At 55.5% G+C, this 12,181-nt stretch carries 10 protein-coding genes; 3 read left to right on the top strand and 7 right to left on the bottom strand.

The window, feature by feature from the left end:
* Nucleotides 1–135: 135 nt before the first annotated feature.
* The 7 genes from METMA_RS0117085 to METMA_RS0117050 all read right to left on the bottom strand — a co-directional run bounded on the left by METMA_RS0117085 (nucleotide 136) and on the right by METMA_RS0117050 (nucleotide 7,763).
* Complete coding sequence (locus METMA_RS0117085; protein WP_020160328.1) at nucleotides 136–441, bottom strand: hypothetical protein; 306 nt, start codon at nucleotides 439–441, stop codon at nucleotides 136–138.
* Nucleotides 442–1,137: 696 nt separating this feature from the next.
* A complete protein-coding gene (gene hpnR, locus METMA_RS0117080; protein ID WP_232216374.1) occupies nucleotides 1,138–2,688 on the bottom strand; it encodes a hopanoid C-3 methylase HpnR in 1,551 nt (516 codons plus the stop codon).
* Nucleotides 2,689–3,485: 797 nt separating this feature from the next.
* The gene (locus METMA_RS0117070) at nucleotides 3,486–4,070 is read right to left on the bottom strand and encodes an ABC-type transport auxiliary lipoprotein family protein (protein ID WP_020160325.1); all 585 of its coding nucleotides are present in this window, start codon (nucleotides 4,068–4,070) and stop codon (nucleotides 3,486–3,488) included.
* Nucleotides 4,067–4,981 carry an MlaD family protein gene (locus METMA_RS0117065; protein ID WP_020160324.1) on the bottom strand — a complete coding sequence of 305 codons (915 nt, stop codon included), beginning with the start codon at nucleotides 4,979–4,981 and terminating at the stop codon, nucleotides 4,067–4,069. The genes METMA_RS0117070 and METMA_RS0117065 overlap by 4 nt, the downstream gene beginning before the upstream one ends.
* Nucleotides 4,968–5,735 carry an ABC transporter ATP-binding protein gene (locus METMA_RS24905; protein WP_020160323.1) on the bottom strand — a complete coding sequence of 256 codons (768 nt, stop codon included), beginning with the start codon at nucleotides 5,733–5,735 and terminating at the stop codon, nucleotides 4,968–4,970. Before METMA_RS24905 ends, METMA_RS0117065 begins: the two co-directional genes overlap by 14 nt.
* A gap of 104 nt (nucleotides 5,736–5,839) precedes the next feature.
* Nucleotides 5,840–6,979 (bottom strand): MlaE family ABC transporter permease, encoded by a 1,140-nt coding sequence (locus METMA_RS0117055; RefSeq protein ID WP_020160322.1) that lies wholly within the window; start codon nucleotides 6,977–6,979, stop codon nucleotides 5,840–5,842.
* Nucleotides 6,980–7,238: 259 nt separating this feature from the next.
* Complete coding sequence (locus METMA_RS0117050) at nucleotides 7,239–7,763, bottom strand: M23 family metallopeptidase (protein WP_020160321.1); 525 nt, start codon at nucleotides 7,761–7,763, stop codon at nucleotides 7,239–7,241.
* 295 nt (nucleotides 7,764–8,058) lie between these two features.
* On the opposite strand from METMA_RS0117050, the gene METMA_RS0117045 reads away from it, so the two are divergent.
* From METMA_RS0117045 to METMA_RS24900, 3 genes are all read left to right on the top strand, one after another.
* Nucleotides 8,059–9,630, top strand: a complete 1,572-nt coding sequence (locus METMA_RS0117045) for a glycerol-3-phosphate dehydrogenase/oxidase (protein WP_020160320.1) — start codon at nucleotides 8,059–8,061, stop codon at nucleotides 9,628–9,630.
* Nucleotides 9,621–11,021 (top strand): FGGY family carbohydrate kinase, encoded by a 1,401-nt coding sequence (locus METMA_RS0117040; protein ID WP_198014528.1) that lies wholly within the window; start codon nucleotides 9,621–9,623, stop codon nucleotides 11,019–11,021. The genes METMA_RS0117045 and METMA_RS0117040 overlap by 10 nt, the downstream gene beginning before the upstream one ends.
* Before the next feature lie 157 nt (nucleotides 11,022–11,178).
* Nucleotides 11,179–12,177 carry an MlaA family lipoprotein gene (locus METMA_RS24900; RefSeq protein WP_020160318.1) on the top strand — a complete coding sequence of 333 codons (999 nt, stop codon included), beginning with the start codon at nucleotides 11,179–11,181 and terminating at the stop codon, nucleotides 12,175–12,177.
* Nucleotides 12,178–12,181: the final 4 nt, after the last annotated feature.

Below are 12,181 nucleotides of genomic sequence, written 5' to 3'. Positions count from 1 at the left end.
AAGTGGTCTATCGTAACAAGACTCAACCACCTCCATAATCCCCATGGATGGGGTGAATGCAGAGAAATGACGGGATCATTTCCTGTCCTGGGAGGCGGTCCATTGCTTGGGGCCTGCTCATGACTCTTTTGCGAGTCAGATGAGAACGCTAATGGTATAAGTGCCGGTTGCCGATGTACTTTTTTCCCGCAGCACCAAGTCGATTGTCTCCGCCTTTTCTATCCGGAATGTACGCGACTCAAGCCCCACTTGTTTAATCACTCCATCGGTGATCTGATGACCGTCCACCATTACTTCCACAATGCTCTCGACAGGCGGGGAAGACATCCTCAACGTAAGAACGACCGGACTTCCAAGGCCCGAAAAAATCCTCTCTTCTTTGTCTTCCGGGTCCAAGTAGAGCCCGAACGTGCCTTCGTGTGTTACAACCTGCTCTTTCATGGAGTTCCCCTTTCGTTTGATTTCATGGGTTGCTTCCAAGTAACGTCTGATTGCTATAACTATTTGAAATTGATTGAAAGAAACTGACTGGCGGTTTTTGGCTGAAAATGCTCATACATCACCACGGCAAAATTGCTAACCCGGATATTTCATGAAACCACAGAGAACACGAACGACCGCATGGATGTGGGAGGTAGAGCAACGCAGGAGCAGTTGCCGAGAACACGAAGAAAATCATGGCGTTATCATTTATTACCGATAACTTCATAAGCTCATCATGAAATATTTCTAAGTATTTGAATTGAAAAGCCTTCGTGTACTCGATTGCTGTTCCAGACGCAATTCTACCGCCTCCATCCTTGGAGGCGTTCGTGTCCTTCGTGGTGAAATATTCAGGCTAATCAATTTCCCCATAAATCGACAGTACGTATTTCAAACTTAATACACAATATGTAAGGACACCTATATGGATTATGGATTCGGCTAAAAACAATACCCTTCAGGTCAAGGCTGTTTCCGGCCTGTTGCCGTCCCCTGGAACGGCGCCTGCCTCGTGATTTAAAACCGCCCGGCAAGTCGCGATGTGTACCCTAAAGGGCATAAAGGCATCGCTCCTAGCATTACCCGCATTTTCAACGCCGGATCTGATTGTGGCTTGATTCCAGAATGGTTACGGGTGCGTACTCTGCATACGGCTCATGCGCCCCTGCTTTTATCGACAAAACGCTCGGTATCATCATCCAGCTGCCGACCGGCGCGCCCGAGGGGCTCATGGACATAAAGGGATTTCGACAGGGCCTTGGCATTGGCGAATTGCACATCGCGGACCGGCGGTTTCATCTGGTATTTGACCGGCATGCGGTGGTCGTCCAACTGCAGCGCGGGATTGAAGACTTTATCGAACTTGAATAGATTGCTGACGAAATTGGTCTGGCCGCGTATCAAATGGCCGCCGATGATCTTGGCGACATCGCGCACCGCCGCCCAGCCCAAGTGCTTGGTGAACATGATCCGCTGGGTTTCCACCAGTTCCGCGTAAAACTCCTCGATCGGCATGCGGGTCGGCAGCACCGCGTGCTGGATATCGAACAGCCGGTAATCCCGCGTCGTCAGATGGCGGGACTCGGTCAGCCAGCTTTCGGTGCCCGGATAAGGCGTGTTGATGCTGATATTGACGATCTCCGGCACTTCCCGGCACCATTCCCTGACCACGCGGAAGCGCTCATGGTCCCAGTCCGTGTCGGCAATGATGTTGATGGCGATATTGATGCCCAGAGACCTTGCAAATTCCAGCGCTTCGAAATTGCGGCTCAAATCGATACGTTTACGGTATTTTTCCAAGCCCTCTTCGTCGATCGATTCGATGCCCAGAAACATATAGCTCATGCCGAGTTCCTTCCAGAATTTGAACACCTCCTTGTTGCGCAACAGCACGTCGCCGCGGGTTTCCAGATAATACTCCTTCCTGATGCCCTTCCGGGCCAGCGCCTCGCCGATTTCAAAGCCCCTCTTTTCCTGAATGAACGCCACGTCATCGACAATGAAAACACCGGGCTCCCGGATACGCTGCATTTCCTCGACGACTTTTTCAGGGCTCAGCACGCGATAGCTGCGGCCGTAAAAGGTCCAGGCGCTGCAGAACGAGCAGTCCCACGGACAGCCCCTGGAAAATTCGATCGACGCGCACGGATCCAGCGTGCCGAGAAAATATTTCTTGCGATGCCTGATCAGATCCCGCGCCGGCGACACATCATTCAGATCGGGCATGAAGGTCGGCTGGCCGCCTTGGCCGTTCATGGTCACGACGCCGGGCACGCAGTGCACGTTTTCCCGGTCTTCCTTGATGGCCTGCAGCAGCAACGGAAGCCCTGACTCGCCCTCGCCCTTTAAAATCGCATCGATTTTGCCCTCGCCGTGCTCCAGCAATTCTTCCGCCGTAAATGAAGCGCTATGACCGCCGATAAAGACAAAGCTATGAGACAGCCGGGTTTTGGCCGCTTTCGCCAGATCGATCACTTCCGGGACGTTGGCGAGATAATTCAATGAAAAAGCGATGATGTCGGGTTGCCAGTCATCCAGCAGACGGTACAGATCCTGATGCGATTCCACCTGCAAATCAATCAGGCGAACCTGGTAACCCTGGCGGCGGGCCGTGTCGGCGACCTGTTCCAGACCAAGCGGCTCCAGGCGCAGGAACACTTTGGTATACATGAGCGGGCTGGGATGAACGGCAAGAAATTTCATCATCACTCCTTATTTTGGTCATCGTGACTCGCAACGGTCCATGCCACCTACCGCATAAACGTGCGCTTATGAAACATAGTATCGATTCACTATAAAAAGCCTGACTGTTCCGGTCAAGTTCAGATGGACCAAATATCCATCGACAAAGGCACTGGGAAATATGACAGCGGGGCTGATTTTTTGCTCCTTGCAAAGTCCGTAGTCAGGTCATTTTTCTCTTGCCGGGCCCGCACTGTTTATCAAAGTTTTTTCAGCTTCACCAAGGCTAAGCTGTATGGGCTCGACAAAATCCATATACTTCGTGGATAGGACTTACGCAGTTTGCCTGTTCATCTGCCGAAACAAGCGGGTTTAAAACCTGTGGGGGCGACTTCGCCTAAAGCGCCTACTGTTGGCAGTCGCCTTTTATCTGAATGGGCGACTGAAGTCGCCCCCACAGGCTTGCGTAAGTTCTTGTGGATAAATCTCCTCGGTTAACGAAAATCGACTTGTAGAGTTAGAAACTTTCGTTCATAAGCGCCACGCCAAACTGTTCCGGATTGATTATTATCAATAAAATTGAAACAATCTATTAATAATTATCCACATTGTAAACCATATATTGTCGCATTATAATACGCGGCATCTAACGGCAATAATTGCCGCCATGAGATTCAAGCTAAAAAAGCTTATCTCCACCCGTTTCATATACCTCCTCGGACTGTGAAAATTCAGAACTTATCAAATTCTGTATCTCTTATACCTCCCGTTGCCACCGGCTCCGGGAGGTTTTTTTTGTCCGTCGATAACAATTCCCCGCCCTACGGTTCAGATGCAATATCAGGCTGGCCGCTTTCGGGCAGACCCGCCAGCCAATCCTGAATTCTGCTTTCGGCCTGCTGCACCAATCCGGCGAAGGCCGTCACCGCGCCCGCGGCATCGGGCGTTTGCGTCGCTTGTTGCAGGTGAAATTCGTGAGCGCCGAGCTGGCGTTTACTGTCGGGCGCATAGGCTTCCAGATAAAAACGCATGACCACGCGGGCCCGATCCGACGCTTCGAACTGCTGCTCAAAATCCATCAGGCGGATATTCAGTAAATACTCCAGCGGCTTGGCCCCGGCGATCAGATGCTGCTCGAACAATTCCGGCGGCGGCGCAATCCAGCGGTCCAAGGCATAGAACCTTACCCGTGTCGGTGCCGCGTAGAGCAGCCGGTAACGGATGCGGTTGTCCCGTAACCACTTGGGCGCGGTGACGGTAACGGCCGGCCTGGCGAACGTTCCGTTTTCATACTGTAAATAAGGAGCGCCGAAGTCGTGCAGCGCAGGCTGCAACGGTTTGGGCGCAACGCTGCAGCCGGCACTCGCCATGATAATGGCTGACACTAACAAACTCGAATATCTCATTTCGGCTCCTTATAGCCGGGTTCGCCCGGACCTGGTTCTGGTTCATTCGGTCCGAACAACAAGCTCTGGGGGTTGTTCTCGAGCATGGTGGCCACGCGTTTGACCTGCGACGTGGCGGACTGTAACTCAACCAGTAAATCGTTGATTTTCGGCATCGTCGTTTCCAGCAGCAGATTGCCGGTGGTTTCGCCTTTATCGGCAAGGCTTTCCGCTTTATTGCTGAGTGCCTGCACATTACGGGTCAATTGCTTCAGATCGTCGGTCAAGGCGTTGATATGGGCCAATGTCTTTTGGGCATCGGCGCTTAACGCAGGAATACCGGCCAGTGCTTTATCGATGCCTGTCTGCAAATCGGAAAACTTGTTGGTCAGGGTATTGAAATTTCGGAGGATATCGCTGATATTTTTCTCGTTTTCCTCGCTGAGCAGGCTATTAAGGCGGCCCATGATCTGCTCGGCTTTCTTTAGCAGATCCTCGCTTGACATCATCAGCCTGTCGGTCAGCGAAGGCACTAACGGGATACGCGTCATAGGGTTATTGCCTGGCGGCAAAACCTCCTGAATGTTGCCCGCATCCTGCAGTTCGATCTGGGTCAAGCCGGTAACGCCTTTCAATCGCAGCGTGGCGTAGACGCCCTTGGTCAGCGTGATGTCTTTATCGACTTCAATCGGCACCAGAATCGTGCCCGTATCTCTCGGATCGAACCGGACCTTGAGCACCTTGCCCACGGCAATGCCCCGGTAGAATACCGTGGACTCGGGATTGAGGCCGGACACGGATTCGCGCGTTGAAATCACATACAGATCGCGTTCGCGCTCGAAATGGCCTATCCAGTAAATCACGGCCGCCGTCGCCGTGATTAAAGCGACCAGAAACAGGCCGGTCATCAAAGCGTGATTATTTCTGCCCATGCGTAGTCTCTTGATAGTGATGAAATACCCGCTCAGCGCGTTTATTGTGAAAAAATTCTTCGACAAAAGGATGCTGGCTGTCCAAGACCCTGGCCAGCGGTCCGAACGCGACCAGCCGGTGATCGGCCAGCACCGCCACCAGCGTGCATAAGTCCCTTAATATATCCAGGTCATGCGTCACCATGAAGACCGTAAATTTGAGCTCCCGATGCAGCCTCGATAACAGTTCGACAAAATCCTCGCTGGAAATGGGGTCCAGGCCCGAAGTCGGCTCGTCCAGCAGCAGCAGATCCGGTTCCACGATCAGCGCACGGGCGAGGGCGACCCGTTTGGTCATGCCGCCGGACAGGTCGGCCGGTTTCAGCCAGGCATCCCGGGGCGACAACCCCACGTTTTCCAGCTTCATGAACACCAGGTGCTTGATCAATTCCTCGTCACGAATGCCCAGTTCGCGCAACGGGAAGGCAATATTATCGAACACGTCCAGCACGCTGAACAGCGCGCCTTTCTGAAACAGCACGCCGCAATTGGTCCGCAACCGTTGACTGTCGTTGGCCTGGATGTTCTTCAAAGACCGCCCCATCACGAATACCTCGCCCTGGCTGGGCGTTTGCAGGCCGATAATTTCGCGCAGCAACACCGTCTTGCCGGAACCCGATGCGCCGACCAGTCCGAGAATCTCGCCGCGCGGCAGACACAAGTTGATATTTTCATGAACCACCTTCTCGCCGAAGCGGGTCCAGATATTTTCCATCCGTATCGCGTTTGACTGCAAGGATGCCGGCGGTATGCCCTCCGGGCCACAGGGAGCCTCTGCCGATGACGGCATGGATGCGGGTGAATTGACCGGTGGCTCAATCATGGCATGCCCACATTCATGAACAGGATTGCGAACACGGCATCGATCATGATCACCACGGTAATGGCGGCCACCACCGAATTAGTCGTCTCATTGCCGAGACTTTCGGTATTGGGCTCGATACGAAAGCCGAAATGACAGGCAATCAGCGCGATCATCAAACCGAACACGACGCTCTTGCCCAGGCCAATAAAAACATTGAGCAGCGGCACCACATCAGGCAGCTTGAGGAAAAACTGCTGGTAACTGATATCCAGCGTATTCTGCGCCGACACCATGCCGCCGATCAGCGCCATGGCGCTGGTCCAGACGCTCAATAGCGGCATCGAAATCGCCAGCGCCGTGACTTTAGGCAGGATCAAGCGCAAGGAATGGGAAATGCCCATCGCCGACAGCGCATCCAGTTCCTCGGTGACGCGCATGATGCCGATTTGCGCGGTCATCGCCGAACCGGAACGGCCGGCGACCAGAATGGCCGCGAGCAGCGGCCCCAGCTCACGAATCACACTCAGGCCCAGAATATCGATAATATAAATCTCAGCGCCGAAAATTTTTAATTGCAGCGCCGACAGATAACTGAGCACGATGCCGATCAAAAAACCGACCAGGGCGGTAATCCCCAGGGCCCGCACGCCCGCCTCATAAATCGTGCCGGAAATCTCGGACCAGGGCACGGCGCGCGGACGCCGGAACAGAAAAACGATATCCAGCGCCAGTTGACCCAACAGCATGATCAGGTCCAGCAATTGCCCCCAGAAACTTCCGATCGTTCGCTGCAGGTAATGAAACAGCAGGACCGAGCCGGGATCCTCGGGCGCAGGCTCCGCAATTTCCTGCGCCTGCCAGCGTTCGAACAAGCGCTCATGCTCCGGCCGTATCCGCAGTGACGCCGGCATGCGCTGCCCCCAGTCCCGCCAAAGAATCAAGGCCGTACCGCTATCGAGCACCTCAATACCCTCCATATCCCATTGCATGGCCTCGTCCTTGGCCAGTTTTTCGAGCTTATGCCGCAATAACGGCGCCATCGCCAGATTGCGGAGCGTCCAGTTGCCTGTCAATTTGGCCACTGTATTACCGTCCACTTGCGTATGGACTTTCAGCAGCGACGGGGAGTCCGGACTTATTGCGGCATCATTCATAGATATTTCACCGTAGCAGACAAAAACTTTTCCTTAAATATATTGGGCCGGCTTGATTATACCCTGCCCGAATCGGCATGACGCCCAGTTGTTACTAAATATTACCCGACCTCAAGTATGAATCATTTCATTGGCATATACCCGATTTTCATCCGAACCCATAAAGTGCCCGTTAAAAGTTGCTTACGCCCGATGCCGTCATCGGAATAGCAGCCCTATCTGTATGACATCAATTATTCGATTCATCCCATTCCCAAGCTCACCGGCTTTCCGCCCCCGCCATCAGCAGCGGATAAGGATTGACCGCGCCCTGGCGATAGGCATAGATTCCATAATGCAGATGCGGCGGCGTACCTTTGGCATTGCCGGTATTGCCGACATAGCCGATGACATCGCCGCGCTGCACGAATTCATACTCTTTAACAGGCCCGAAGCGATCCAGATGGGCGAAGTAATGGACCTGAAGACCGGGCCCCAATAGCCTGACGATATTGCCGCCGAGGCGGTTCTGACCTATATCCAGGACCAACCCCCGGACCGGCGCCAGCACCGGCGTGCCGCGTGCGGCGAAAATGTCGATGCCCTTATGCTCGCGGTCGCTGCCGCGCGGACTGCCCCAGGTGTCGGCAATGGCGCCGGGCGACACGTCCTGAACCGGAACCGGCAAGGCCGAAGGCTCATCGGCCGTTATCAGCGAAAACAGCTCGCGAGGATGCGGAACCGCAAGCAAGACGGCACCCAAGAGCAGGCCGAGCAACATAAGCGAAGCGATAAGTTTTTTCATAGCCGCCTCATGCCTGGCAGAGAAAAATTGACATCGGAAACCAGGCGGCAGATTTGCTCAATGACAATCATCGGCGGTAATTTTTATTCCATGCAAAGTGTCCATGCCTTTTAGGACAAATCTTCCGGCATTATGCTCACTGCGTTAAAAATCCCGACAGATATTTTAAGGGCTTATGAATTTTCATTTCCTGATGAGGTCGAAAATTTGTGTCTGCAAGCCATAGCCGCTTGTGATCGAGTTCGGGAGTCTGCTATCGCCATGAATGAAACTGATTCAAACACGAGCCTGATTTATGTACCGGGATTTTGCGCGGCTTAAAGAGCGGAATTTCGATGTACTGGTATGCGGCGGCGGTGTTTACGGCGCCTGGACAGCCTACGATGCCGCCTTGCGCGGCCTGAAGGTCGCCATTGTCGATCAGGGCGACTGGGCCGGCGCGACCTCTTCCGCCTCCAGCAAACTGATTCATGGCGGTTTGCGCTACCTGGAATCGCTCGATTTGAAACTGGTCAGAAAAACCCTGGCGGAACGGCAAATGCTGCTGCAAGCCGCGCCGCACCGGGTCTGGCCGCTGCGTTTCGGGGTACCAGTCTATAAAGACAGCCGCATGGGCTCGCTGCAATTAAAAATCGGCTTGCTCCTCTACGACCTGCTGGCCGGCACGGTTCCCAAAACCCAGGCTTACCGCTACCATTCCGCCGCCGAATTCGCCGAACGTTTTCCGCACCTCAATACCGCCGGTTTAACGGGCGGATTCACCTATTTCGACGCCCAAACCGACGATGCCCGCCTCGTGCTGGAACTGATAGCCGGCTCGGAGGACAGCGGCGCGGTTTGCCTGAATTACTGCCGGGTCGAGCGCCTCCTGGAACACGACGGCCGGCTCCGCGGCGCGGTTTGCCGGGACCGGATCACGGGCGAGACCGCTGAGGTCAGCGCCGCCCTGATCGTCAACACGGCCGGCCAATGGTCGGCGCGTCTGCATGGCGGCAACCGTTACAGACTCTCAAAAGGCGTGCACCTGATCCTGCCGAAAGCGCTGGAAAACGACGCCTTGCTGCTGACCGCGCAAGCCGACGGGCGCGTGTTTTTCATGATGCCCTGGTACGGCCTGACGCTGCTCGGCACAACCGATACCGATTATGACGGCGATATCGAGCAGGTGGCGGTCGAGGCACAAGACATCCGCTATCTGTTGTCCGAAGCCAATCGCGTACTGAAGAAGCCGAACTGGACGGAAGACGATATTATCGGCCGCTTCGCCGGCTTGCGCGTGCTGAAGTCCGGCGATGAAGCATCGCCCTCGGCCGTCAGCCGTGACTGGAGCCTGAAGATCGCCGGCAATGGCCTGCTGTCCTCCATCGGCGGAAAACTGACTTCCGCGCGCGAGGATGCCGAACGCATCGTCGATACGGTATGCAGACAACTGGGCGTCGGCGCCGCCGGCCAGACTTTCGGCAAAGCCTTTCCGTGGAGCCCCGGCACGGACTATGCGGAATGGTCCGCCAGCGTTTTATATCAGGCCACCCAACTCGGCATCGACAGCATCAGCGCACACTGGCTGCTGCGCCGCCATGGCAGGCGGGTAGCGTACATACTACAATTATGCAAGCAGGAGCCGGATCTGGCCCAGCGCATCACGCCGGCGCTGCCGTTTATCATGGCCGACCTGATTTTTTGCGCGCGCCATGAAATGGTCGTGCATCTGGAAGACCTGCTGCGCCGCCGCCTGCCGTTGCTGATCCTGGCGAAACTGGCGCCGTCCGAATTGCGGCGCCTGGCTAGCATTGGCGCCGAAGCGCTGGGATGGGACCGCGCCACAATGAATCTTCAACTCAACAGTTGCGTACAAAAATGGCTATGACATTGACACCGACTATTGCGCTTGATCTGGGCTCGACCGCCCTGAAGGCCGGCCTGCTGACCGACAGCGGCGAATTTGCAGCCGTGTTTTCGCGCCCGGCGCCGACCACTACGGGCGAGAACGGCATCTGCGAATGCGATGCCCTGGCCTATCTGACCACGGCCACCGAACTGCTGGACCTGTGCCTGGCCGATGCCGGCGGCAACGCCGGCCTGGGTTTGTCCTGCCAGCGCTCCTCTTTTTTGCTTTGGGACAAAATCAGCGGCCTGCCGGTCACGTCGCTGATCTCCTGGCAGGACACGCGCGGTGAAGCCGGCTGCAAGGCCTTGCGATCGCAAGAGCCGCTGATAAAAAACCTGACCGGCCTGCGCCTGACGCCGTATTATTTCGCCCCCAAGCTGCGCGTCTTGCTGGAGGAATACCCGGCGTTGCGCGACGACCTGGAACAAGGCATGCTGCTGGCCGGCACGCTGGACAGCTTCCTGATCTATCACTGGACCGGCGGCAACCGCTATCAAACCGATGTTTCCATGGCCGCGCGCACCTTGTTGATGGATGTCCGGCAAGCCGACTGGTCACCGGTTTTATGCGACCTGTTCGGGATTCCGTTAAACATCCTGCCGGCCATCACGCCTTCTTCCGGTCTTGACCTGGCACTGAACAACGGCTGCACGCTGAAGGCCGACATCGCGGACCAGTCCGCCGCCCTGATCGCCAGCATCCGGCCCGACGGCGCGGAAGCGCTGGTCAACCTGGGCACCGGCGGTTTTGTGGTCCGTTATCTGCCCGGACAAGACGCGATGCCGCCGGACGGTTACCTGCAAACGCTGGTCTATCAGGACACGGATTCAAAGCCGCATACCGCTATCGAAGGCACGATCAACTCCATCGCGGCGGCGCTGGCGCCCTATCCTTACCGGGACTGCCGGCTGGAAGACCTGGCCGAATCGACGCAATTGTTCTGTATCTGCGAGCCTAGCGGGCTGGGCGCGCCGTATTTTCGCGAAACGTCCGGCATCGTCTTCTCGGCGCCGGTCGACCATCTTGATGAACATCAGATTGCCTGCCTGTTGCTGGAAGGCATCATTTTTCGCGTCACGCGCATACTGGAGGATTTCCGGCTTTACTATGGCCTGGACCGGGTGTATCTGTCGGGCGGTTTGTCCGAAGTGCCGGCGCTGCGGCAAGGCATCGCGGCCTGCGCCTCGCTTGAAGTCCACGATTTGCAGCAAAAAGACGCCAGCCTGCTCGGCGCCGCTATCCTGGCCGCCGGTCTGCCGCCGGCTTATCAGAGAAAATCGGTACAAGTACCGCAAACAACCGATACCGATGCCTTAAAGGATAAGTATCGACAATGGAAGATCTGGTTTGATGCATTATTTGAGACATGAAGTCACGGTAAAAAAAAGGGGGCAACCAATCTGGCTGATATGAACACGCCTTCATGCAGTGCAGGGGTTGAATGCTTTATAATACGGAGCGATCGAAAGATACGCTTCCCGTATTGCCGGCTGTCGAAAGAACCATATTTAAAAACAGGTTGAAAAAATGCAAATATCCATTATCAATACCCGCTTATTTACCGCTGGCCTGATTCTTTCGGGTGCCTTAGGCGGTTGCGCAACCACCTCCACTCCGGGTGAAACCAACGCGAACGATCCGCTGGAAGGCTGGAACCGGGGCGCGCAGTCATTCAACGATGACGTCGATGACGTTATTTTAAAACCGATGGCGAAAGGATATCTGTGGGCGACCTCGGATGCGGTCGATGAAGGCGTGACCAACTTCTTCAGCAACCTGAACGACATCGGCGTCACCGTCAACGATTTGCTGCAGTTTAAACTGCTGCAGGCCGGCATGGACATGAGCCGTTTCCTGGTCAATACCACGGCCGGCGTGGTGGGGATTTTCGATGTCGCCAAGCATATCGACCTGCCCAAACACGATGAGGATTTCGGCCAGACCCTGGGCTATTGGGGTATTCCGTCCGGCCCCTATCTGGTGCTGCCATTCGCCGGCGCCAGTTCGCCGCGCGATGCGGTCGGCCTGCTCGGCGATGCCATATTGAGCCCTCTGACCTATACCTTTTTATTTTCCGGCGGCATTGTCAATGCCGTGTCACTGGCTTCCGGCGCGGTCGATGTCGCCGATACCCGGGCCGGCCTGATGTCGACCGAAAAAATGATCGACGAGGCGTCCGTGGATCGCTACGAGTTCATCAAAAACTCCTACCAGCAGCACCGCGATTATCTGGTCAATGACGGCAATGTCCCGGAACTGGATAATAATGGCTTTGACATAGATAAAGAACTCTCCGACATGGACGACTTCGATGACGCGGCGACAGGAGCGGCCGAAGCGGAGGCTGTCGAGGTGAACGCCGCCGAGACAGCCCCCGATAATGCCGTTCAGACCACACCGATAACCGATACGGTCCCCGTTGTGACTCATACGCTGGAATTATCGGCGCCTGACCCAACCGATACGCCCGACTCGGTTCCCGTAACCAAACATTACCTGAATCTATCGCCCCCTCAAGAGGAATAGCGTT

Source organism: Methylobacter marinus A45 (assembly GCF_000383855.1).
Taxonomy (GTDB): domain Bacteria; phylum Pseudomonadota; class Gammaproteobacteria; order Methylococcales; family Methylomonadaceae; genus Methylobacter; species Methylobacter marinus.
The sequence above is the reverse complement of the archived record's forward strand: the minus strand, read 5'-3'. Positions and strand labels throughout refer to the sequence as shown.

Bases quoted from the DNA above. Each gene is read 5' to 3' on its own strand.
- METMA_RS0117085 (WP_020160328.1), bottom strand. From the start codon at position 441: ATGAAAGAGCAGGTTGTAACACACGAAGGCACGTTCGGGCTCTACTTG.
- hpnR (WP_232216374.1), bottom strand. From the start codon at position 2,688: ATGATGAAATTTCTTGCCGTTCATCCCAGCCCGCTCATGTATACCAAA.
- METMA_RS0117070 (WP_020160325.1), bottom strand. From the start codon at position 4,070: ATGAGATATTCGAGTTTGTTAGTGTCAGCCATTATCATGGCGAGTGCC.
- METMA_RS0117065 (WP_020160324.1), bottom strand. From the start codon at position 4,981: ATGGGCAGAAATAATCACGCTTTGATGACCGGCCTGTTTCTGGTCGCT.
- METMA_RS24905 (WP_020160323.1), bottom strand. From the start codon at position 5,735: ATGGAAAATATCTGGACCCGCTTCGGCGAGAAGGTGGTTCATGAAAAT.
- METMA_RS0117055 (WP_020160322.1), bottom strand. From the start codon at position 6,979: ATGAATGATGCCGCAATAAGTCCGGACTCCCCGTCGCTGCTGAAAGTC.
- METMA_RS0117050 (WP_020160321.1), bottom strand. From the start codon at position 7,763: ATGAAAAAACTTATCGCTTCGCTTATGTTGCTCGGCCTGCTCTTGGGT.
- METMA_RS0117045 (WP_020160320.1), top strand. From the start codon at position 8,059: ATGTACCGGGATTTTGCGCGGCTTAAAGAGCGGAATTTCGATGTACTG.
- METMA_RS0117040 (WP_198014528.1), top strand. From the start codon at position 9,621: ATGGCTATGACATTGACACCGACTATTGCGCTTGATCTGGGCTCGACC.
- METMA_RS24900 (WP_020160318.1), top strand. From the start codon at position 11,179: ATGCAAATATCCATTATCAATACCCGCTTATTTACCGCTGGCCTGATT.